The sequence below is a fragment of the Actinoallomurus iriomotensis genome (assembly GCF_030269445.1).
Classification (GTDB): domain Bacteria; phylum Actinomycetota; class Actinomycetes; order Streptosporangiales; family Streptosporangiaceae; genus Actinoallomurus; species Actinoallomurus iriomotensis.
Map to the genome: position 1 here is coordinate 536271 of NZ_BSTJ01000008.1, position 22359 is coordinate 558629.

Genomic DNA, 22359 nt, shown 5'->3' on the forward strand with positions numbered 1-22359 from the left:
CCGTCATGGGGCGCCCGCCGGAGCGGGCGCCCCGTTCGCCGTCCTAGGGGGAACGAAAACGTTGTCCGAGAACCAAACGCCGTCCGAGAACGGCACCCCCACGCTCGAACTCGTGGGGATCAACAAGAGCTTCGGAGCCGTGCACGTGCTCCACGACGTCAGCCTCGCCGTTCATCCCGGCCAGGTGACCGCGCTGGTCGGTGACAACGGCGCGGGTAAGTCGACCCTCATCAAGTGCATCGCCGGGATCCACCCGATCGACTCGGGCAGCGTCATGTTCGAGGGGCGTCCGGTGAGCATCGGCAGTCCGAAGGACGCCGCGGCCCTCGGCATCGAGATCGTCTACCAGGACCTCGCGCTCGCCGACAACCTCGACATCACCCAGAACATGTTCCTGGGGCGCGAGCGCAAGAAGGGCCTCGTCCTCGACGAGGCGTCGATGGAGCAGTCCGCTCGTGAGACGCTCGCGCGGCTGTCGGTGCGCACCGTCAAGTCGGTCCGCCAGCAGGTGGCCAGCCTGTCCGGCGGCCAGCGGCAGACCGTGGCGATCGCCAAGGCCGTGCTGTGGGAGTCGAAGGTGGTCATCCTCGACGAACCGACCGCCGCCCTGGGCGTCGCGCAGACGCGGCAGGTGCTCGACCTGGTCCGGCGGCTCGCCGAGACGGGTCACGGCGTGATCCTGATCTCGCACAACATGAACGACGTGTTCGAGGTCGCGGACCGCATCACCACGCTCTACCTGGGACGGGTCGCGGCCGACGTCGCCCGCTCCGACGTGACGCACAGCCAGGTGGTGGAACTCATCACCACGGGCCGGTCCGGTGACCTCGGACTCGCGCCCGCGACCGCCGCCGAAAGCATCTGAGGTTCACCATGTCCACAGACACCCCCCAGCCTGCCGAGACGGTCGAGGACACCCCGCCCGCCGCGGACTCGGCCGACTCCGCGTTCTCCGCCGACACCCGTGTCCAGACGGTGTCCACGGCGTTCAGCGACTACGGGGCGCGCCTGCGCTCCGGCGACCTGGGCTCGCTGCCCGCCGTCTTCGGGCTCGCGGTCCTGGTCATCCTGTTCTACGGCCTGCGTCCCGAGACGTTCCTGTCCAAGCTCAACCTGGCGAACCTGCTGACCCAGGCGATGCCGGTCGCGATCCTCGCGATGGGCCTGGTCTTCGTCCTGCTGCTCGGAGAGATCGACCTGTCCGCGGGCGTCGCGAGCGGCTCGTCCGCGGCGGTGATGGGCAAGCTGCTCATCGACGGCGGTGTGAACTGGATCGTCGCCGTCATCGCCGCTCTGGTGACCGGCCTGATCATCGGCGGGGTCATCGGCGCGCTCGTCGCCATCGTGCGCATCCCGTCGTTCGTCGTCACACTGGCCTTCTTCCTAGGGCTCCAGGGCATCGCCCTGAAGCTCATCGGCGAAGGCGGCACGGTGCCGGTGCACGACAACGTGATCATCGCGCTGGCGAACAAGAACATGCCGGTCTGGCTCGGCTGGACGCTCGCGGTGGTGTGCGTCGTCCTGTACGCGGGCTTCCAGCTCCTGCGGCAGCAGCGGCAGGCGGCCAAGGGCCTGTCCCGGCAGCCGATGGCCCTCGTCCTGGCGCGCATCATCGTCATCGCGATCATCCTCATCGGCGCGACCGCCGTGCTGAACCAGAACCGGGCGCGCGTGTCGACCATCTTCCTGGGCGGCGTGCCGTGGGGCGTGCCGCTGGTCGCCGTCCTGTTCATCATCTGCACGTTCGTGCTGCAGCGCACCACGTACGGCCGGCACGTGTACGCGGTCGGCGGCAACGCCGAGGCGGCGCGCCGCGCGGGCATCAGCGTGACGGGCATCCGGATGTCGGTGTTCATGATCGGCTCCACGCTCGCCGCCATCAGCGGCATCGTCCTCGCCTCGCGCCTCGGCTCGGTCACGCCCGACGCCGGTGCCGGCAACACGCTGCTGTACGCGGTCGGCGCGGCCGTCATCGGCGGCACCAGCCTGTTCGGCGGCAAGGGCAAGGCGCGTGACGCCCTCATCGGCGGTCTCGTCATCGCGACCATCGACAACGGCCTCGGCCTGCTGGGCGCCAAGGCGTACCTCAACTACCTGATCACCGGTGGCTTCCTCCTGCTCGCCGCGAGCATCGACGCGCTGGCCCGGCGTCGCCGCTCCGCGACCGGCCGCTGATCCCCGGAAGCGATCCCGTGACGCGTCGACGCATCCGCGGGTCGACCCAGGACGACGTGCGCCGGCACAATCTCGGCACGATCCTCACCGAGGTGCACCGGCACGGTCACCGGTCGCGTGCCCTGCTCACCGCGGAGATGGGGTTGAACCGGAGCACCATCGGCGACCTGGTCGCCGAACTGACGGAGGCCGGGCTCGTCCTGCAGCGCTCAGCGAGCGCCCAGGGGCGGGCCGGCCGCCCGTCGCTGGAGGTGGTGCCCTTCCCGGAGGGCGTGTACGTCCTGGCGGTCGACCTGGGCGTACGGCACCTGGCCGTGGCGAGGGTCGGGCTCGGCGGCGACGTGCTCGACCGCGTCGACGTCGAGCCCGAGCGCGACTGGAGCGATCTGGACGTCACCGTCGAGGCGATCGCCGACACGTGCGACCGGCTGCGCCGGGCGGCCCCGTCCGGTGCCCGGTGCGTGGGGGTCGGGCTGTCCGTGCCGGGCGTGGTCCGGCACGAGGACGGTCTGCTCCGGTTCGCGCCGAACCTCGGCTGGACCGACGTGCCGTTCGGCGCTCGGCTGGGGGAGCGGCTGGACCTCCCGGCCGTGATCGCCAACGACGCCGACCTGGGCGCGCTGGCCGAGCACTGGCGTGGCGCGGCCGCCGGGTACGAGCACGTCGTCGTGATGTCCGGCGAGATCGGCATCGGCGGCGGCATCCTCGTCGGCGGACGCCCCCTCCGAGGCCGGGGCGGGTACGCGGGGGAGATCGGTCATCTCCGGGTGAATCCCGACGGCCGGCTCTGCCGGTGCGGCTCGACCGGATGCCTGGAGACCGAGGTCGGTGCCGACGCGTTGCTGCGGGAGGCCGGCCGCCGCCCGGGCAGCGGCATGGACGCCTACCGCGACGTGCTGGCCAAGGCCGCCGCGGGAGAGCGTGACTGCGTGGCGGCCGCCGCCCGCGTCGCGAACTGGCTCGGCGTGGGCGTCGGCATCCTCGTGAACACCTTCAACCCCGACATCGTCATCCTCGCGGGCCCGCTCGGTGAGCTGTACCAGGCGACCGCGGACACCGTGGCGGAGGCGGCCGCGCAGTCGTCACTCGTGGCGCCGCGCGAGCAGGTGCGCCTGGCCGCCTCGGCGCTCGGCCCCGACGCCCAGATCGTCGGCGCCGCCGAACTGGCCTTCGAACCCCTCCTCGAAGACCCGATCGGTACCCTCAGCCGTCATGCCGCCTGAGTCGCCGCCCGTCCCGTACGAGCCGGCGGACCCGAGGGCCCGGCTCGTGGCCCTGCTCGACCGGCTCCGCCCCGCCGACGGCACCGAGGCCGCGCACCGCCGGTACGCACGGGAATGGGCGGCCGGCGGCGCCCCGCTCTACCGGGTCCGCAAGCCGGACGTGCCGGCCGTCCACCTGGTCGCGTACTTCACCGTCGTCGACCCGCGCACGGGCCGTCTCCTGCTGACCGACCACCGGGGCGCGGGACTGCGGCTGCCACCGGGCGGCCACGTCGAGCCGGCCGACCGCGACCCGTGGGCCACGGTCGCCCGCGAGTGCCGGGAGGAGCTGTTCGTCGAGGCGGCCCCGCTGGAGCCCACCGGCCGGACGCCGTTCTTCGTCTCCGTGGCACGAACGCGCGGCGCCGGCAGCCACACGGACGTCTCCCTCTGGTACGCCGTCCAGGCGCGGCCTGAGGAGATCACCCGATACGACACGCGGGAGTTCGCCGGGATCGGCTGGGTGACGCCGGGGGAGGCCCGCGCCCTGCCGCCGGCGACCACCGACCCGAATCTCGGGCGCGCCGTATGCGGCCTCACCACCCTTCTGGGAGCGTGACCGGAGGGGGCTGACGCACAAGGGCCGCCGTCCGGTGGCGCGCGCCCACCGCGAACGAGGCTCGACCTCCTCGTAGGCCGGCCGCGCGGCACCGCCGCCCCTGCCCGCGCGGGCTCTCATGAGACCGCCCTATCGCCGCGCGATCAGGTGGCGGCGGGCGTGACGTATGCCCCTGAGGCCTCGGAAGGCGACCGCGAGCCACAGGCAGGCGAGAAGGGGGAGCACCACCCACCAGCCGCCGGTGACCGCGGTGATGATCAGGGCGACGAGCAGCAACGGGCCGAAGGGCCGGCCGCGCGGCGGCCCCCAGCCGTTCCAGGCGGGTCCCCACCCGCCCCGCGCCGCGGCCCAAGCCGATCCCCCGCGACCGACCGGTGGCCCGCCGCCCGCAGCCCAAGGGCCGTCATCCGCCTCGTCACCGGTGGCCGGGACGAGAGGCCCCCGGCCGTGCGGGCCCCAGCCGCCGCGCGGCCACGGCGCCATGAACCGGCCCCGGCCCCAGTACGCCGTCCCCAGCTCCCACGGGCCGCGCCCCCGGGGCCCGGTGTCCGTGGCCGCCAGGGCGCCGGGCAGGTCGCGGGTGATCGCCCGCAGATCGCCGACGGTCCGGGCGGACAGGGCCGCGGTCAGGCGTTCGTCGAGTTCCTCGCGGGTGAGGCGGCCCTGCGCGAAGTGCTCGTGCAGGGCCGCGGTCACCTCGTCGCGTTCCGCGTCGCCGACGCGGAGCTGCTCGGGGCTCATCGTGCTTCGGATCCTCACTCGTCGTCGGCGAGCAGCCGGTACAGCCGGCGCCGCGTCTCGGTCAGGATCTCCCGTGCCTCGGCCACCTGGTTCTCGTCGCCGGTGTGGACGATCTGCATGACGGCCGCGCCGGTCTTGGCGGCGGTGCCCAGCAGGTCGCGCACGTCGTCGCGTACGTCGGAGGTCATCGCCTCCCAGGGGGCGTTCACCTCGTCCGGGTGGGCCTCCGCATACGCCCGTCCGCTGTCGGACAGGCGGAACGTGCGGCGGCCCTCCTGCTCCTCGGCCTCGATCAGCCCCTCATCGGTGAGCTGCTGGAGCGCGGGGTAGACGGCACCGGGGCTCGGCCGCCACTCGCCGTCGCTGCGCTCCTCGATCTCCTGGATGAGCTGGTAGCCGTTGCGAGGCTCCTCGGCGAGCAGCGCCAGGATCGCCGCCCGCACGTTGCCCCGGCGGGCCTTGCCCCGGCGTCCTCCCCACGGCGGCGGACCGCCGAACGGCCCCCCGACCGGACCGGGGAACGGGCCGCCGAACGGGCCGGGGAAACCGCCCCGCCGTCCGAAGCCTCCGCGGCGTCCGCCGCGCTGCCGACGTGATGCGTCTGATGTCGCGTGCATGGTTCTGCACTCCCTTCTGGGATCAGTCTTTGATCCCTCGCGATACGACAACGATATATCGATAGCGCTCGCTGTCAACAGGGCGCACAGATACCTCGATGTCGAGATACCTGTGATACCTTGACGTCGAGAGAAATTCGCGCGGGAAGTTAGGTGAGCCTCAGTGCTCGCCGCCGTCCCCCGTTGCGGCAAGATTCGGAACGTAAAGACACCGCCCCCGCGCTCCGCTACGAGGGGGGATCCCGCGGCGAGCGCGCACGAGGAGGAGACGACTTGGACACCTTCGGCAGCCGACAGACGCTCCGTGTCGGCGACGCGTCCTATGAGATTTTCCGGCTGGATGCCGTCGAGGGTTCGGCGCGCCTCCCGTACAGCCTGAAGGTTCTGCTGGAGAACCTCCTGCGCACCGAGGACGGCGCGAACATCACCGCGGACCACATCCGCGCCCTCGCCGGCTGGGACCCGAACGCCCAGCCGAACCAGGAGATCCAGTTCACGCCCGCCCGCGTGATCATGCAGGACTTCACCGGCGTGCCCTGTGTCGTCGACCTCGCCACGATGCGCGAGGCCGTACGCGACCTCGGCGGCGACCCGGAGAAGGTCAACCCGCTCAACCCGGCCGAGATGGTCATCGACCACTCCGTGCAGGTCGACGTGTTCGGCCGCGAGGACGCCTTCGAGCGCAACGTCGAGTTCGAGTACGGCCGCAACGGTGAGCGCTACCAGTTCCTCAAGTGGGGCCAGCAGGGCTTCGACAACTTCAAGGTCGTGCCGCCCGGCACCGGCATCGTGCACCAGGTGAACATCGAGCACCTGGCCCGGGTCGTCTTCGACACTAACGGCGTCGCGTACCCCGACACCTGCGTCGGCACCGACTCCCACACGACGATGCAGAACGGCCTCGGCGTGCTCGGCTGGGGCGTCGGCGGCATCGAGGCCGAGGCGGCCATGCTCGGCCAGCCGATCTCGATGCTCATCCCGCGCGTCGTCGGCTTCCGGCTCACCGGCGAGCTGCCCGCCGGCACCACCGCCACCGACCTCGTCCTCACGATCACCGAGATGCTGCGCAAGCACGGCGTCGTCGGCAAGTTCGTCGAGTTCTACGGCGACGGCGTCGGCGCGGTGCCGCTGGCCAACCGCGCGACCATCGGCAACATGAGCCCCGAGTTCGGCTCCACCTGCGCGATCTTCCCGATCGACGGCGAGACCGTGAAGTACCTCGAGCTCACCGGCCGCCCGGCCGAGCAGGTCGCGCTCGTCGAGGCGTACGCCAAGGAGCAGGGCCTGTGGCACGACCCGGCCCACGAGGCGGAGTACTCCGAGTACCTCGAGCTGGACCTGTCCACGGTCGTCCCGTCCATCGCCGGCCCGAAGCGCCCGCAGGACCGCATCGCGCTGTCCGACGCCAAGCAGGCCTGGCGCACCTCGGTCCGCGACTACGTCTCCGAGGACAGCATCCGGGGCCCGCTGGACGAGGCGTCCGCCGAGTCGTTCCCGGCCTCGGACTCCCCGGCCATCGCCCACAACGGCAGCGGCGACAAGCCCGCCGAGAGCGCGGCCGACGCCGCCGCGGGTCGGCCGAGCAACCCGGTCACGGTCAGCGTGGACGGCGCCGAGTTCGAGCTGGACCACGGCGCCGTGGTGATCGCCGCGATCACCTCCTGCACCAACACCTCCAACCCCTCGGTCATGATCGGCGCGGCGCTGCTCGCCAAGAAGGCGGTCGAGCGCGGCCTGTCCCGCAAGCCGTGGGTGAAGACCTCCCTCGCCCCGGGCTCGAAGGTCGTCATGGACTACTACGACCGCGCGGGCCTCACGCCGTACCTGGAGAAGCTCGGCTTCAACCTCGTCGGGTACGGCTGCACGACCTGCATCGGCAACTCCGGCCCGCTGCCCGAGGAGATCAGCGCGGCCGTGAACGAGGGCGACCTGGCCGTGACGTCGGTGCTGTCCGGCAACCGCAACTTCGAGGGCCGCATCAACCCCGACGTCAAGATGAACTACCTGGCCTCACCGCCGCTCGTCGTCGCGTACGCCCTCGCCGGCTCCATGGACGTCGACATCGCGAACGGCCCGCTCGGCACCGGGTCCGACGGCGAGCCGGTGTACCTGAAGGACATCTGGCCGTCGCCGCAGGAGGTCGAGGAGGTCGTCGAGTCGGCCATCGCGCAGGAGATGTTCAGCCGCGACTACGCCGACGTGTTCGCCGGCGAGCAGCGCTGGCAGGCCCTGTCCGCGCCGGGCGGCAACACCTTCGAGTGGGACCCCGACTCGACGTACGTGCGCAAGGCGCCGTACTTCGACGGCATGGGGGAGCGGCCGGAGCCGGTCAACGACATCACCGGCGCCAAGGTCCTCGCGCTGCTCGGCGACTCGGTCACCACCGACCACATCTCGCCCGCCGGCGCGATCAAGGCCGACAGCCCGGCCGGCCGCTATCTCACCGAGCACGGCGTCGAGCGCCGCGACTTCAACTCCTACGGCTCCCGGCGCGGCAACCACGAGGTGATGATCCGCGGCACCTTCGCCAACATCCGCCTGCGCAACCTGCTCGCCCCCGGCACCGAGGGCGGGGTCACGGTCAAGGACGGCGAGGAGATGTCGATCTACGACGCCGCGCAGGCGTACGCCGCGGAGGGCACGCCGCTGATCGTGCTCGGCGGCAAGGAGTACGGCTCCGGCTCCTCGCGCGACTGGGCGGCCAAGGGCACCAGCCTGCTCGGCGTCCGCGCGGTGCTGGCCCAGTCGTTCGAGCGCATCCACCGCTCGAACCTCATCGGCATGGGCGTCCTCCCGCTGCAGTTCCGCGACGGCGAGTCGGTCGAGTCCCTGGGCCTGACCGGCCAGGAGACCTTCGACATCGTCGGCGTCGAGCGCCTGAACGACGGTGAGACCCCGCGCGAGGTCACGGTGAAGGCCGGCGACAAGGAGTTCCAGGCGGTCCTCCGCATCGACACTCCGGGTGAGGCCGACTACTACCGCCACGGCGGGATCATGCAGTACGTCCTGCGCTCCCTGCTCCGCAAGTAGGCAGGTCTGCGGGAGTCCGGACGTGCGAAGGGCCGTCTCTGTGTGAGGCGGCCCTTCGTGTGCGTCGTGAAACCGCGCGTGCGGAGGGTAAATTCATAGCTACCCTCAGTAATATGTGATCCATGGTCAGGTCACCGTGCCGCGCGCCTAGGGGGATACCGTTCGTCAATGATGTCTCGACCGACCGCCGCCGAGCTCGCGGCCGCGAAGGACCGCACGATCCCCGACGTCGTGCCGCCCCGTGGCGGGGTGCTGCTCTCCGGCATCAACCCGGGGCTCTACTCCGCCGCGACCGGACATCACTTCGCCCGGCCGGGCAACCGGTTCTGGCCGGCGCTGCACCGCTCCGGCTTCACCGACCGGCTCCTGACCCCGGCCGAGCAGCACCTGCTGCCCTCCTACGGCCTGGGCATCACCAACCTCGCCGCGCGGGCCACCGCCCAGGCGGCCGAGCTGACGGCGGAGGAGCTCGCCGAGGGCGGGGCGCTGCTCGAGGCGTTCGTGGAGCGGCACGCGCCGCGGGCGGTGGCGGTCCTCGGCGTGACCGCCTACCGCACGGCGTTCGGCGACCGGTCGGCTCGCATCGGCCCCCAGGACCGCACGCTCGGCGGGGCGCGCCTGTGGATCCTGCCCAACCCGTCCGGGCTGAACGCCCACTACACCGTCGACACCCTCGCCGCGGAGTTCCGCGCGTTGCGTACGGCCGCCGATGAGCCGGTCACCACGTGATGGCGGGCGGCAGCAGCTCCGGCGACGCGGCCGGCCACGTCGCCGGAGCGCCCAGCGGCACGAGCCGTTCCATCTGCGAGCGGAACCACGGGGAGGCCGACGGATGATCGGCGAGCTTGACGCAGGCGTCCCAGTCGCGCCACTCGGCCGTCGCGACCTCCTCCGGGTGCGGCCGCAGCTCGCCGGCCGCGGCCGCGCGGACCACCGGGCACAGCTCGTTCTCGACCAGGCCGTTCGCCGCCGTCGCGCGGTAGCGGAACTCCGGCAGCACGAGCGTGAGCGCCTCGGTGCGCAGGCCCAGCTCGGTGGCCACGCGCCGGCTCACCGCCTCGCGGAGGCTCTCGCCGGGCGCCGGGTGCCCGCAGCAGCTGTTGGTCCACACCGAGGGGAACGACGCCTTGCCGTGGGCCCGCTGAGTGATCAGGACCCGTCCGGCGTCGTCCGTGAGATAACAGGAGAAGGCCAGGTGAAGGGGCGTGGACTCATGGTGGCTGGGCGCCTTGGGCGCCGTGCCGGCCGCCCGCCCCTCGGCGTCGAGCAACACGATCAGTTCGTCTGTCGTCACTCTCTGTTCGCTCATCCCGTTCTTTATATCCGATTGTTACGGCGCGCTACCTGAACTTCGCCCCGGACCGTCCGCGTCCCACCGGTTGGAAGCACCACTAAAATCGGCATCCGCAGAGAACACGAGGAGATGACCCGGGTGACCCTACTTGAGTCGATCGAACGGCCCGAAGACCTCAAGCGCCTGGAGCCGGAACAGCTGCCCCAGCTCGCGGGGGAGATCCGTGACCTCCTCGTCTCAGCCGTGTCGACGAACGGCGGTCACCTCGGGCCCAACCTCGGGGCGGTCGAGCTGACCATCGCCCTGCACCGGGTCTTCGACTCACCGCGCGACCGGATCCTCTTCGACACCGGCCACCAGGCGTACGTCCACAAGCTGCTCACGGGGCGTCACGACTTCGGCAGCCTGCGCATGCGCGGCGGCCTGTCCGGCTACCCGAGCCAGGCCGAGTCCGAGCACGACGTCATCGAGAACTCCCACGCCTCGACCGCCCTGTCCTACGCCGACGGGATCGCCAAGGCGTTCCAGCTGCGCGGCGAGGGCGACCGGTTCGTGGTGCCGTTCATCGGCGACGGCGCGCTCACCGGCGGCATGGCCTGGGAGGCCCTCAACAACATCGCCGCGGGCAAGGACCGGCGCGTCGTCATCGTCGTCAACGACAACGGCCGCTCCTACTCCCCGACGATCGGCGGCCTGGCGAGCCACCTCGCCGACCTGCGCATGACCCGCGGCTACGAGCACGCGCTCGACCTGATCAAGCGCACCGTGCCGAAGACGCCGGTCGTCGGCGGCATGGCGTACGACGCCCTGCACGGCATCAAAAAGGGCATCAAGGACATCCTGCAGCCGCAGGCGATGTTCGAGGACCTCGGCCTGAAGTACGTCGGCCCGATCGACGGCCACGACGAGGCCGCCGTCGAGCACGCCCTCCGCAAGGCCAAGGCGTTCGGCGGCCCGGTCATCGTGCACTGCATCACGCACAAGGGCCACGGCTACGCGCCCGCCGAGAACGACGAGGAGGAGAACTTCCACTCGCCGGGCCTGTTCGACCCGGCCACCGGCCGCAAGCTCGCCAAGGGCGGCGGCCCCAGCTGGACCAAGATCTTCAGCGAGGAGCTGGTGCGGATCGGCGCCGAGCGGCCCGACATCGTCGCCATCACCGCGGCGATGCTGCACCCGACCGGCCTGGCGGCCTTCGCCGAGGTCTACCCCGAGCGCACCTACGACGTCGGCATCGCCGAGCAGCACGCGGTGACCTCGGCGGCGGGCCTGGCGCTCGGCGGCATGCATCCGGTCGTGGCGGTGTACGCCACGTTCCTCAACCGGGCCTTCGACCAGCTGCTGATGGACGTCGCGCTGCACAAGCTGCCCGTCACCGTCGTGCTCGACCGCGCGGGCGTCACCGGCGACGACGGGCCCAGCCACAACGGCATGTGGGACATGTCGATCCTGCAGGTCGTGCCGGGCCTGCGCATGGCGGCTCCGCGCGACGGCGCCCAGCTCACCGAGCAGCTCCGCGAGGCGGTCGAGGTCACCGACGGCCCGACGGTCGTGCGCTTCCCCAAGGGCCCGGCCGGCGACGAGGTCCCCGCGATCGAGCGCATCGGTGGCGTCGACGTGCTGTCGCGCTCGGAGGGGGGCGACGTGCTCCTGGTGGCCGTCGGCGCCATGGCGGGCACCGCCCTGGAGGCGGCCAGGCTGATCGGCGCGCACGGCATCGGCGTGACGGTCGTCGACCCCCGCTGGGTCAAGCCGCTCGACGAGAAGCTCGTCGGCCTGGCCGCCGAACACCGCCTCGTCGCGGTCGTGGAGGACAACATCCGTGTCGGCGGCGTCGGCGACGCGGTGGCGCGGCTGCTGCGTGACGGCGACGTCGACGTGCCGGTCCGCACCTTCGGCATCCCCCAGGAGTTCCTCGACCACGCCAAGCGCGCGCAGATCCTCACCGACATCGGCCTGACCCCCCAGGGCCTGGCCCGCGACGTCACCGCCGCCATCTCCCGCGGCTCGGTCCTCGAACCCACCGAGTGACGTTCCGGCGCCGATCCGCCGGCCCGGCCGGCGGATCGGGCCGTCCCGGCTTGGATCAAACTGACCGATCGTCCGCGCGCAGCGTGAGCGCCGCGGCGACCGCGATGGCGGCTGCGGTGATCGTCGTAGTCGCCGGCCAGCCGAACCGTTCGACGGCCGCCGTGCCGAAGGCCGTGCCGAGGCTTCCGCCGACGAAGTAGACGAGCATGTAGGCGCTGTTGAACCGCGCGGGCGCCGCGGGATCGATCGCCAGGATGATGCTCTGGTTCGCGACCTGCGCGGCGAACAGGCCCGCGTCGAACAGCGCCAGGCAGGCCAGGGCCGCGGCAGTGCTCGGGAGGGCGAACCCGACGGTCGCCGCCGCGGCTCCGGCGATCACGAGACCCACGAGGATCACGCGGCGCGCGCCGAGGCGATCGGTGCACATGCCCGAGACCCGGGTGGCGAGAATGCCGAGGAGTCCGGCAAGCGCGTACATGCCGATACGCTCCGCCGAGTACGAGTAGGGGGGCTGCGAGAGTGCCACCGCCAGCCCCGCCCACATCGCGCAGAAGGCGAAGAACCACAGGGCGCCACGCGTGGCCGCCGACCGCAACGCCGTGAACCGGACGAACAGCCCGGGAATCGACCTGAGCGTGGCGAGATAACCACGCTCCGGGCCTCCCCGAGTTCCCGGGATCACCAGCGGCAGGCCCACCGCGACGGCCGCGCAGGCCGCGGCGAACACCATGAGCATGCCGCGCCAGCCGATCGCCTCGGCGAGCCAACCGCCGACGATCCGGCCGGCGAGGATCCCCGCCGATATCCCGGCGGTCACGATCCCCAGCGTTGTCGCTCGCCGATGCGGGGACGCGAGCCGGCCGACCACCGAACTGAGGCCCGCGCCGACCGCCGAGCAGGCTCCGATCACGCCGATCACCGGTCCCAACGCCCATACACTGCCGACAACGGCACTCACGAACAGGGCGACCGCCAAGACGCCGACCTGCGCCGACAGCACCCGGCCCGGAGGGAATCGGTCGAGTAGCGGGACGAGCAGGCCGAGTCCGACCATGTAGCCCATCGGCCCGCACGCGAGAGCCACGCCGACGGCGGCGAGTGAGGCGTCCAACGAGTTCGCCACATCGGCGATCGCCGGCTGCAACGGGTAGATCGTCGCTGTCCCGAGCGCGGCCGCGAGCGACATGAACCAGATGACAGGACCAGACAATGGGCGGTGCCGATCGACCCCGGCAGGATCAGTTCTCACGCGCCAACCGTAGGAATCATCGGCGCGACGACGCTGGCGGGAAACGGACGTCGACGTCACCGCGGTCCGGGCCCCTTCGAGGATCGTGATGAGTGTTCTTCGCACCAAATCCGTGGAACGTTCCATCCAGGAGACGGACGAGCCGGGATCCCGCCTGCGCCGTGAGCTGAGCGCGCTCGATCTCACCGTCTTCGGTGTCGGCGTCATCGTCGGCACCGGCATCTTCGTGCTCACCGGGAAGGTGGCCAGGGAGAACGCCGGACCGGCCGTGGCACTGTCATTCGTGGCGGCCGGGATCGCCTGCGCGCTCGCCGCGCTCTGTTACGCGGAGTTCGCCTCCACCGTCCCGGTGGCCGGATCGGCGTACACCTTCTCCTACGCCACCATCGGTGAGCTGCCCGCCTGGATCATCGGCTGGGACCTCATGCTCGAACTGGCGCTCGGCGCGGCGACCGTGGCGGTGGGCTGGTCGGGCTATGCCACGATCCTCCTCGACGAGATGGGCCTCCACCTGCCCGCCTCGCTGGTGGGGGAGCGGGCGGCGTTCAACGTCCCCGCGATGCTGATCGTGCTGGCCGTCACCGCGCTGCTCGTCCTCGGCGTGAAGGTCTCCTCGCGGGTCAACGCCGTCATCGTCGCCGTCAAGATCGCGGTGGTCCTCCTCGTCATCGTGGCGGGCCTGTTCTTCGTCAAGAGCGCGCACTACCACCCGTTCGTGCCCAGGGCGACGGCCACGCCCGAGGCGCACGGCGGCAAGGCGCCGCTGATCCAGGTGCTCTTCGGCTACACCCCGTCGACGTACGGGTGGGCGGGCGTCTTCGCCGGGGCCGCGATCGTCTTCTTCGCCTTCATCGGCTTCGACGTGGTCGCCACCGCCGCGGAGGAGACCAAGAGGCCCAAGCGCGACCTGCCGATCGGCATCATCGCCTCCCTGCTGGTCTGCACCGCCCTGTACGTCGCGGTCTCCCTGGTCGTCACCGGCATGCGGGACTACCGCCACCTGAGCGTCGACGCGCCACTGGCCCAGGCGTTCAGGGACGTCGGGCATCCGGCGTTCGCCACGGTCGTGAGCATCGGCGCGCTGGCCGGCCTCACCACGGTCGTGCTCATCCTCATACTGGGACAGAGCCGGGTGTTCTTCGCGATGAGCCGCGACGGCCTGCTGCCGCCGTGGCTGGCGAAGGTCCACCCGCGGTACGGCACCCCGTACCGGATCACGATCGTCATCGGCGTCGTCGTGGCCCTCATCGCCGGGCTCGTCCCGCTCTCGGCGCTCGCGGAGCTGGTCAACATCGGCACGCTGTTCGCCTTCGCGGTGGTCGCGATCGGCGTGGTGATCCTGCGGCACACCCATCCGGACCTGCCGCGTTCGTTCCGGGTGCCCGCCTCTCCGGTCCTGCCGTTCCTCGCCGTCGTGGCCTGCGGCTACCTCATGCTGAACCTGCCGGTCGCGACCTGGCTGCGGTTCGTCGCCTGGATGGTCATCGGCTTCGCCGTCTACCTCCTGTACGGCCGTGCCCACAGCCGGGTGGGGCGCGCGACGGGCGGGCCGAGGTGACAGGGGACTGATACCGCGTGGGCATGGGAATCGGGCCGCGAGCTGGGAACAATGTGGGGGTGGTGGACGCATCTGGTCTTCGCGTGGCGATCATCGGCTCCGGGCCGGCGGGCATCTATGCCGCCGAGGCCCTGGTGAAGCAGGCGCAAGGTGAGGTCCAGGTCGACGTCTTCGACCGGCTCCCCACGCCGTACGGGCTGGTGCGCTACGGCGTGGCGCCCGACCACACGTCGATCAAGTCGATCGCGCGCTACCTGCAGCGCGTGCTGGAAGATCCCGCCGTGCGCTTCCTCGGCGGCGTGGAGTTCGGCAAGGACGTCACGCGCGAGACGCTGCTGGACTGCTACGACGCGGTGATCTACGCGACCGGCGCGATGGTCGACCGCCACCTGGGCATCCCGGGCGAGGACCTGGTCGGCAGCGTCGCCGCGACCGACTTCGTCAACTGGTACTGCGGCCACCCCGACGCGACGGACCTCGCGGTGGACCTGTCGATGGAAGCCGTCGCGGTCATCGGCGTCGGCAACGTCGCGGTCGACGTCGTACGGATCCTCGCCAAGACCGCCGGCGAACTGCGCGCCACGGACGTGCCCGACCCGGTCCTCGCCCTGCTCGGCGGCAGCGCGGTACGCCACATCCACATGATCGGGCGGCGGGGGCCGGCGCAGGCGAAGTTCACCACGAAGGAACTGCGCGAGCTCGGCGCGCTGCCGGGCGCCGAGGTGCACGTCCGCGAGGAGGACCTGCGGCTCGATCCGGTGAGCGCCGCGCTGGCCGAGTCGGACCGGCACGTGCGCGCCAACGTCGCGGTCATGCGCGAGTGGGCCGGCCGTCCGGCCGGTGACCTTCCGCGCCGCCTCGACCTGCGGTTCTGGCTGCGCCCGGTGGAGATCCTGGGCACCGGCCGGGTCGAGGGCCTGCGGCTGGAGCGCACGACGCTGAACGCCGAGGGCCGGGTCGTGGGCACCGGGGAGTACGAGACGCTGCCGGTGGGCCTGGTGCTGCGCTCGGTCGGATACCAGAGCGTGCCCCTGCCGGGGGTGCCGTTCGACGCGCGGGCGTACGTCGTGCCGAACGAGGGCGGCCGGGTCCTCGGCGAGGACGGCGCGCCGCTACCGGGCGAGTACGTCGCGGGCTGGGTCAAGCGCGGCCCCACCGGGGTGATCGGCACCAACAAGGCCGACGCGGCGGAGACCGTCCGCGCCCTGCTCGCCGACCTGGGCGGACGCTCGCGGAAGCGGCAGGCGATCGAGGCGCTGCTGGAGTCGCGGGGCGTGCGGGTGGTGACGTACGACGACTGGCTGGGCATCGACGCGGGCGAGATCGAACTGGCGCGCTCCCTCGATCGCGGCGAGCGCGTGAAGCTGTCCGGCTGGGAGGCCCTGCGCCGGGCGTACGGCCATGACCCTCTGAGCTGACTCTCAGCAAGCCTTCATCGAAGGCTTAGACGCGCGAATCGCCTGTTTGGTTGCTGTGAATCTTCCGATATGGCCATAGCTTGCCAGTATGTCCGTTTGATCAGTAATTTCCCCATGCGCACCACTAGCGTGCTGCGCTGACACGTCGTGGCGACGCTCCGGCCACCTTCGACCGACGCCACGCACTCTCTAAGGGGAAACATCGAATGAACATCGCACGTCTGGGGGCAGTCGGCGGGGCAGCCGCGATCGTCGCACTGTGCGCGGCGGGACCGGCGTTCGCCACCGACACGCCGGGCCCGGTGACGGGGGGCGGCGTCACCAAGGACGCGCCGTCGGCGCCGTCGAAGCCGGCCGGCAAGGAGCCCACGGCCGACGTGACGCCGAAGTCCTTCTACGGGGGAGACACGCTCACCTTCACCGTCGAGAACTGCGCGGTCGTGCCGACGATCGAGGACGTGAACGGCCTCTTCGTCGCCACCCAGCCCTTCAAGGCGACGGGCACCGAGGGCAGCTACGCGGCCAAGGAGACCACCCGCAAGAAGCTGGTCGAAGGCAAGAAGTACTCGGTGAGCGTCCACTGCGGGCGCTGGAGCGACACGTTCACCACCCAGCCGCACAAGCGGCCGAAGCCCACCCCCACGCCGACCAAGTCCGGCACCCCGACGCCGACCGCGTCCGGCACCCCGACCGGGCTGCCCAGCGGCGCCCCGCAGACCGGTGACGGCTCGGGCAGCGGCGGCGGGAACACCGGCCTGATCGCCGGTGGCGCGGCCGTCGTCATCGCGGGCCTCGCGGGCGGCACCTTCCTCTACACCCGCCGGCGTTCGTCGGCTGGAGCCTGAGTGCTCCCTGAGCGGTACCGTGCCGGCCGTCACGCCTTGGGCGTGGCGGCCGGTGCGCTGCTCGCGGTGACGGCGGCCGGGTGCGGGGGAGGCGGCGGCGCGAAGCCGCCGGCGAAGGTGTGGACGCCCGCTCCGTCCGTGTCGAGCAGCGCGCCGACGAAGCCACTGGCCCGCTCGGTACCCTCCCGGCTGCGCATTCCGAAGCTGCACATCAACTCACCGATCATGAAGCTCGGCCTCAACGCCGACCACACGATCCAGGTGCCGCCCCTGAGCCGGCCGAACATGACCGGCTGGTGGGACGGTGGCCCGACTCCCGGCGAGAAGGGCGCGTCGGTCATCCTGGGGCACAACGTCGGCAACGGCCATCCCTCGGTGTTCGAGAAGCTGGGCACGCTGAAGCCGGGCGACACCGTCCAGGTGACGCGCGCCAACGGCAGCGTCGCAACCTTCCAGATCACCAAGCTGGAGCAGATCGCCAAGAGCCGCTTCCCGACGCAGAAGGTGTACGGCAAGCTGTCGTATCCGGGCATCCGCCTGATCACCTGCGGCGGCCGCTTCGACGCGTCATGGGGGCATCACGTCGACAACATCATCGCGTACGGCAGGTTGGTGAACGGCACCTGAGCGAACGCAGCGTACGTCCCGGCCGGCACCGCCGGCCAGACGACGGGGGCGGGGAACCGATGGCAGTGCCTCTCGCGGAGGTCACGGTCCCCGACCTCCGCATGCCCGTGATCGACGCGACCGTCCCCGACCTCGGCACGTACACCGGCACGGGCTGGACCTCTCCGGGGGAGCCGGCTCTCCCGGAGGAGCCGGTGGCGCCGCGGAGGCGACGTGGCCGGCGCTCGAACATCCTCGTCGCGGGCGGCATGGTCGTCGTGGTGGGCGCGGGCGTGACGATGATCGTGGTCGGCTCGAACGGCGGCGGCCCGCCGCAGCCGCCGAAGGCGAAGTCGGTCACCGCGCCGGAGCCGGTGGTGAAGGCCCGCCCGATGAACCGGGCGCTGCCGGTGCGCATCACCATCCCGCGCATCCACGTGAACGCCCCGATCGAGGCGCTCGGCCAGAACGCCGACGGCACGGTGGAGGTCCCGACCCTGACCCGGCCGAACCTCGCGGGCTGGTACAAGTACGGCCCGACCCCCGGCCAGAAGGGCGCGGCGGTCGTACTGGGCCACGTCGACGCCCACCGCCACCAGGCGGTGTTCTTCCGGCTGGGCAGCCTGCACCGTGGCGACCGCATCCACGTGACACGTGCGGGCGGCAGCGTGGCCACCTTCACCGTCGACAGCGTCGTGCCGGTCGCGAAGGACCGCTTTCCCACGCAGAGCGTGTACGGCAAGACCAGGTACGCGGCGCTGCGCGTCGTCACGTGCGGCGGCAAGTACGACAAGAAGACGATGCACTACCTGGGCAACATCATCGTCTACGCCCACCTCGTGCACTGACGGTCGGGGAACCCTGATGCGGCTGGCGGCGGTCGCCGCGGTGGCACCGGAGGCGCATGTCGGAGCCGTCCTTGCCGTACCGCCCTCCGGGCTCGGGCGGCTGGCCGCGACGCCGCGCGAGCAGCCGCTCGGCGACTGGTACGCCGAACAGCGCGTCGACGTTCGGATCGGCCTTCTGGCTGGGACGTGACCGGGACGAGCCACCGGCATCGCAGCTGTGGCTGAGCCTCATCGCCGAACCCGGCCGGGAACATATCGAACGACCCCGTGTCGAGCGATGGCTGACCGCGCTCGCCGAGGCCGGCCTGCTCCCACCCGCCGCGTCACCCGTACGGATCGCCGAGTGGTTCTTCACGCACGTACGGGCCGAGCCCGGTCACCCGCCCCCGAGCCCGCGACCCGCGACCGTCCGAGCCCGTACCCGACGCGTTGCTCACGGCGGCGGACGACGATCTGGTCACGGTCGAGTGGTGCTGCGCCTGGCCCGGCGAGTCCGCCGCGCTGAGCGGCGTCCTCCTCAACGTCAACGCCACCTACCACGGCAGCCCGTACGACCCGGTTCACCGTCCGGGAACGTCGACCGTGCACCTGAGCGTCCATCCGCGCGCGAACGACCGGAACCCCGGCGCCTACGCCCGGCGGCTGGCCGAGATGGCCGGCCTCCGGCTCGTGGCCGGTTAGCCGGCCGACGGCGGTCCCCGGCGGCCCTCCTGCTCCGCCGGGGATCTCCACCCGGCCCGGTCTACGGCAGCGAGGCGACTCCGCGGTCGAGGAAGCGGGAGCCGGTCACGCGCTCCGCGACGCCCGTGCGGTCCAGGTACGGCGTCACGCCGCCCAGGTGGAACGGCCAGCCCGCGCCCAGGATCATGCACAGGTCGATGTCCTGCGGGGCCGCGACGACGCCCTCATCGAGCATGATGCGGATCTCCTGCGCCAGCGCGTCGAGGGCCCGCGTGAGCACCTGCTCCTCCGTGGACGGCGAGGTGCCGCCCGCGAAGATCTCCACCGCCTCCGGGTCGAGCGTGAAGTCCGGCCGGTAGACCCCGGGCTTGCCGGCCGCGACCAGCTTGGCCAGTTTGCCCGACAGCGGGAAGCGGTCCGGGAACGCCTCGTGCAGCGTCTCGTTCACGTGCAGCGCGATCGCCGGGCCGACCAGTCCCATCAGGACGAACGGCGGCATCGGCAGGCCCAGCGGCGCCGCCGCGCGCTCGGCCACGTCGATCGGTGTGCCCTCCTCCACGGTCTGCACGATCTCGGCGAGCATCCGCAGCAGGACACGGTTGACCACGAACGCCGGGGCGTCCTTGACCAGGACGCAGGACTTCTTCAGCGCCTTGCCGGTCGCGAACGCCGTGGCCAGCGTCGCGTCGTCGGTGTGCTCGCCGCGGACGATCTCCAGCAGCGGCAGGACCGCGACCGGGTTGAAGAAGTGGAAGCCGACGACCCGTTCCGGGTGCCGCAGCTTGGCCGCCATCTCCGAGACCGACAGCGACGAGGTGTTCGTCGCCAGCAGGCACTCGGGGGAGACCACGGCCTCCACCTCGGCGAAGACCTGCTGCTTGACGCCCATCTCCTCGAAGACGGCCTCGATGACGAAGTCGGCGTCCGCGAACGCGTCCTTGGTCAGCGAGCCGGTCACCAGGCCCTTGAGCCTGGCCGCCTCGTCGGGGGAGACCCGTCCCTTGCCGAGCAGCTTGTCCACCTCGGCGTGCACGTACGCCACGCCCTTGTCGAGCCGCTCCTGGTCCAGGTCGGTCAGCACCACCGGCACACCGAGCCGGCGGGCGAACAGCAGGCCGAGCTGTGAGGCCATCAGGCCGGCGCCGACGACGCCGACCTTGGTCACCGGGCGGGCCAGGGCCTTGTCCGGGGCGCCGGCCGGGCGCCGGGCCCGCTTCTGCACCAGGTCGAAGGCGTACAGCCCCGACCGGAGCTCGTCGCTCATGATCAGGTCGGCGAGCGCCTCGTTCTCGGCCGCGAACCCCTCGTCGCGCGTACGGTCCTTGGCCGCCGCGACCAGGTCCAGGGCCCGCAGCGGGGCGGGCGCCGCGCCGTGCAGCTTGCCCTCCACCCGCCACCGCGCCTGGGCGATCGCCTCGTCCCACGCCGCGCCCGTGTCGACCGGCGCGCGTTCGACCGTCACCTCGCCGGTCAGTACGCGGGCGGCCCAGCGCAGCGACTCCTCCAGGAAGTCGGCCGGCTCGAACATCGCGTCGGCGATGCCGAGATCGTGGGCCTGCGGACCGCGCAGCATCTTGTTCTGGTTCAGCGGGTTGTCGATGATCACCTGCAGGGCCTTCTCCGCGCCGATCAGGCGCGGCAGCAGGTACGTGCCGCCCCAGCCGGGCACCAGGCCGAGGAAGCACTCCGGCAGCGCCACCGCGGGCACGCCCGAGGAGATCGTCCGGTACGCGCAGTGCAGCGCGACCTCGACGCCGCCGCCCATCGCCGCGCCGTTCACGAACGCGAACGAGGGGACCGTCAGCTCGCCCAGCCGGCGGAACACGTCGTGTCCCAGCCGGGCGATCTCCAGCGCCTGCTCGCGGCCGGTGATCAGCGGCACGCCGTTCAGGTCCGCGCCGACCGCGAAGATGAACGGCTTGCCGGTCACGCCGACGGCGGCGAGGTCGTCACGGGCCGCGATCGCGTCCAGGGCGGCGTTCAGCTCCGTCAGGCCGCCCGGCCCGAACGTGCTCGGCTTCGTGTGGTCGAACCCGTTGTCGAGCGTGATCAACGCCATCGTGCCCGCGCCGTACGGCAACTCGACGTCCCGTACGCGCGTGTGCGTCACGACCTCGTCGGAAAAGATGTCGGCGACACTCATCGAACTGCCTCCCAAAGAACCGTCCCGCCCATTCCCATGCCGACGCACATCGTGGTGAGCCCGTACCGGACGTCCGGGTGCTCCTCGAAGTGGCGGGCGAGCTGTGTCATCAGCCGTACGCCCGAGGAGGCGAGCGGGTGGCCGATGGCGATCGCGCCGCCCCAGGGGTTCACGCGCGGGTCGTCCTCAGCGATCTTGAAGTGGTCGAGGAAGGCGAGCACCTGCACCGCGAACGCCTCGTTGATCTCGATCAGGCCGATGTCGTCCATGGTCAGCGAGTTGCGCGCGAGCAGCTTCTCGGTGGCCGGGACCGGCCCGACGCCCATGACCTCCGGCTCGACGCCGGCGAACGAGTAGTCGACGAGCCGCATCCGCGCGGTCAGTCCCAGCTCGGCGGCGACCTCCTCGGCCGCGACGATGCAGCCCGTCGCGCCGTCGTTGAGCCCGGCGGCGTTGCCGGCCGTGACGTGCCCGTGCGGGCGGAACGGCGTCTTCAGCGCGGCCAGGTTCTCCATGGTCGTGCCGGGGCGCGGCGGCTCGTCGCGCGTCGCGAGCCCGTAGCCCTTCTCCGCGGACCGGATCGCCATCGGCACCAGGTCCTGCTGGAACCGGCCGGCCTCGTACGCCTCAGCGACCTTCTGCTGGCTGCGCACCGCGTACGCGTCGGCGCGCTCCTTGGTGATCTGCGGGTACCGGTCGTGCAGGTTCTCCGCGGTCATGCCCATGATCAGGGCGGACCCGTCGACGAGCTTCTCAGCGAGGAACCGCGGGTTGGGGTCGACGCCCTCGCCCATCGGGTGCCGGCCCATGTGCTCGACGCCGCCGGCGATGGCCACGTCGTACGCGCCGAAGGCGATGCCGCCGGCGACCGTCGTGACGGCGGTCATCGCGCCCGCGCACATGCGGTCGATGGCGTACCCGGGGACGCTCTTGGGCAGCCCGGCCAGCACCGCGGCCGAACGGCCGATGGTGAGGCCCTGGTCGCCGATCTGGGTGGTGGCCGCGATGGCGACCTCGTCGATGCGCTCGGCGGGCAGCGCGGGGTTGCGCCTCCGCAGCTCGCGGATCACCCGGACGACGAGGTCGTCGGCGCGGGTCTCGGCGTACAGCCCCTTGGGGCCGGCCTTGCCGAACGGCGTGCGTACGCCGTCGACGAAGACCACGTCACGCGCGATACGAGGCACGGTCGGTCCTCCTTCTGATGCGGTGCTGATGAGTTCTTTCGCGTATAGGTTACTCGCCAGTAACAGCAGGTGCGAAAGCGGGTCTTGATGGAGACGTGTCCCCGCCGTAGCCTGACCG

21 protein-coding genes are annotated in these 22359 nt (G+C 71.6%); 14 read left to right on the forward strand and 7 right to left on the reverse strand.

Annotation, left to right across the window (positions count from 1 at the left end):
• Nucleotides 1-61 precede the first annotated feature (61 nt).
• Genes QSK37_RS32070 through QSK37_RS32085 form a run of 4 tightly spaced genes read left to right on the forward strand, consistent with a single transcriptional unit; the run spans nucleotide 62 to nucleotide 3996 of the window.
• Nucleotides 62-865, forward strand: coding sequence for an ATP-binding cassette domain-containing protein (locus QSK37_RS32070; protein ID WP_285628774.1), 804 nt, complete (start codon nucleotides 62-64; stop codon nucleotides 863-865).
• Nucleotides 866-873: 8 nt separating this feature from the next.
• Nucleotides 874-2175, forward strand: a complete 1302-nt coding sequence (locus QSK37_RS32075) for a sugar ABC transporter permease (protein ID WP_285628777.1) — start codon at nucleotides 874-876, stop codon at nucleotides 2173-2175.
• A gap of 17 nt (nucleotides 2176-2192) precedes the next feature.
• Nucleotides 2193-3398 (forward strand): ROK family transcriptional regulator, encoded by a 1206-nt coding sequence (locus QSK37_RS32080; RefSeq protein WP_285581769.1) that lies wholly within the window; start codon nucleotides 2193-2195, stop codon nucleotides 3396-3398.
• Entirely contained in the window at nucleotides 3388-3996 is a 609-nt protein-coding gene (locus QSK37_RS32085; RefSeq protein WP_285628779.1) for an NUDIX domain-containing protein, read from the forward strand. The genes QSK37_RS32080 and QSK37_RS32085 overlap by 11 nt, the downstream gene beginning before the upstream one ends.
• Nucleotides 3997-4125: 129 nt before the next feature.
• Here QSK37_RS32085 and QSK37_RS32090 read toward each other — a convergent pair whose 3' ends face one another.
• Together QSK37_RS32090 and QSK37_RS32095 are read right to left on the reverse strand one after the other, a co-directional pair.
• Nucleotides 4126-4737 carry a DUF1707 SHOCT-like domain-containing protein gene (locus QSK37_RS32090; protein ID WP_285628782.1) on the reverse strand — a complete coding sequence of 204 codons (612 nt, stop codon included), beginning with the start codon at nucleotides 4735-4737 and terminating at the stop codon, nucleotides 4126-4128.
• A 14-nt stretch (nucleotides 4738-4751) separates the two neighbouring features.
• Nucleotides 4752-5354 carry a PadR family transcriptional regulator gene (locus QSK37_RS32095; protein ID WP_285628785.1) on the reverse strand — a complete coding sequence of 201 codons (603 nt, stop codon included), beginning with the start codon at nucleotides 5352-5354 and terminating at the stop codon, nucleotides 4752-4754.
• A 273-nt stretch (nucleotides 5355-5627) separates the two neighbouring features.
• Between QSK37_RS32095 and QSK37_RS32100 the strand changes: the two genes are divergently transcribed.
• Together QSK37_RS32100 and mug are read left to right on the forward strand one after the other, a co-directional pair.
• Nucleotides 5628-8384 carry an aconitate hydratase gene (locus QSK37_RS32100; protein ID WP_285628787.1) on the forward strand — a complete coding sequence of 919 codons (2757 nt, stop codon included), beginning with the start codon at nucleotides 5628-5630 and terminating at the stop codon, nucleotides 8382-8384.
• Nucleotides 8385-8552: 168 nt separating this feature from the next.
• On the forward strand, nucleotides 8553-9113 hold the full coding sequence (mug, locus tag QSK37_RS32105) for a G/U mismatch-specific DNA glycosylase (protein WP_285628789.1): 561 nt from the start codon (nucleotides 8553-8555) through the stop codon (nucleotides 9111-9113).
• On the opposite strand, the gene idi is transcribed toward mug, so the two are convergent.
• On the reverse strand, nucleotides 9103-9693 hold the full coding sequence (gene idi / locus QSK37_RS32110) for an isopentenyl-diphosphate Delta-isomerase (protein WP_285628792.1): 591 nt from the start codon (nucleotides 9691-9693) through the stop codon (nucleotides 9103-9105). The genes mug and idi overlap by 11 nt on opposite strands.
• Before the next feature lie 123 nt (nucleotides 9694-9816).
• On the opposite strand from idi, the gene dxs reads away from it, so the two are divergent.
• Nucleotides 9817-11709: a 1-deoxy-D-xylulose-5-phosphate synthase gene (gene dxs / locus QSK37_RS32115; RefSeq protein ID WP_285628795.1), complete on the forward strand. Its 1893-nt coding sequence runs from the start codon at nucleotides 9817-9819 to the stop codon at nucleotides 11707-11709.
• Between the two features lie 55 nt (nucleotides 11710-11764).
• On the opposite strand, the gene QSK37_RS32120 is transcribed toward dxs, so the two are convergent.
• Complete coding sequence (locus QSK37_RS32120) at nucleotides 11765-12895, reverse strand: MFS transporter (protein ID WP_285628797.1); 1131 nt, start codon at nucleotides 12893-12895, stop codon at nucleotides 11765-11767.
• Nucleotides 12896-13046: 151 nt separating this feature from the next.
• Between QSK37_RS32120 and QSK37_RS32125 the strand changes: the two genes are divergently transcribed.
• From QSK37_RS32125 to QSK37_RS32135, 3 genes are all read left to right on the forward strand, one after another.
• Nucleotides 13047-14516 (forward strand): amino acid permease, encoded by a 1470-nt coding sequence (locus tag QSK37_RS32125; RefSeq protein ID WP_285628799.1) that lies wholly within the window; start codon nucleotides 13047-13049, stop codon nucleotides 14514-14516.
• Nucleotides 14517-14575: 59 nt separating this feature from the next.
• Nucleotides 14576-15934: an FAD-dependent oxidoreductase gene (locus QSK37_RS32130; RefSeq protein ID WP_285628801.1), complete on the forward strand. Its 1359-nt coding sequence runs from the start codon at nucleotides 14576-14578 to the stop codon at nucleotides 15932-15934.
• Between the two features lie 206 nt (nucleotides 15935-16140).
• Nucleotides 16141-16779 (forward strand): hypothetical protein, encoded by a 639-nt coding sequence (locus QSK37_RS32135; protein WP_285628804.1) that lies wholly within the window; start codon nucleotides 16141-16143, stop codon nucleotides 16777-16779.
• Nucleotides 16780-16808: 29 nt separating this feature from the next.
• On the opposite strand, the gene QSK37_RS32140 is transcribed toward QSK37_RS32135, so the two are convergent.
• Nucleotides 16809-17006, reverse strand: coding sequence for a hypothetical protein (locus tag QSK37_RS32140; protein WP_285628872.1), 198 nt, complete (start codon nucleotides 17004-17006; stop codon nucleotides 16809-16811).
• On the opposite strand from QSK37_RS32140, the gene QSK37_RS32145 reads away from it, so the two are divergent.
• The 4 genes from QSK37_RS32145 (at nucleotide 16918) to QSK37_RS32160 (ending at nucleotide 18914) form a co-directional block, all read left to right on the forward strand.
• Nucleotides 16918-17406: a class F sortase gene (locus QSK37_RS32145; protein WP_285628861.1), complete on the forward strand. Its 489-nt coding sequence runs from the start codon at nucleotides 16918-16920 to the stop codon at nucleotides 17404-17406. The two genes, QSK37_RS32140 and QSK37_RS32145, sit on opposite strands and share 89 nt — an antisense overlap.
• Nucleotides 17407-17465: 59 nt before the next feature.
• On the forward strand, nucleotides 17466-18233 hold the full coding sequence (locus tag QSK37_RS32150) for a class F sortase (RefSeq protein WP_285628807.1): 768 nt from the start codon (nucleotides 17466-17468) through the stop codon (nucleotides 18231-18233).
• 16 nt (nucleotides 18234-18249) lie between these two features.
• Nucleotides 18250-18423: a hypothetical protein gene (locus QSK37_RS32155; protein WP_285628808.1), complete on the forward strand. Its 174-nt coding sequence runs from the start codon at nucleotides 18250-18252 to the stop codon at nucleotides 18421-18423.
• A gap of 239 nt (nucleotides 18424-18662) precedes the next feature.
• Entirely contained in the window at nucleotides 18663-18914 is a 252-nt protein-coding gene (locus tag QSK37_RS32160) for a hypothetical protein (RefSeq protein WP_285628810.1), read from the forward strand.
• A 61-nt stretch (nucleotides 18915-18975) separates the two neighbouring features.
• Here the strand turns inward: QSK37_RS32160 and QSK37_RS32165 are convergent, their stop codons facing one another.
• Nucleotides 18976-21057 carry a 3-hydroxyacyl-CoA dehydrogenase NAD-binding domain-containing protein gene (locus QSK37_RS32165; protein WP_285628811.1) on the reverse strand — a complete coding sequence of 694 codons (2082 nt, stop codon included), beginning with the start codon at nucleotides 21055-21057 and terminating at the stop codon, nucleotides 18976-18978.
• Entirely contained in the window at nucleotides 21054-22241 is a 1188-nt protein-coding gene (locus tag QSK37_RS32170; RefSeq protein WP_285628813.1) for a thiolase family protein, read from the reverse strand. The genes QSK37_RS32165 and QSK37_RS32170 overlap by 4 nt, the downstream gene beginning before the upstream one ends.
• Between the last annotated feature and the right edge of the window lie 118 nt (nucleotides 22242-22359).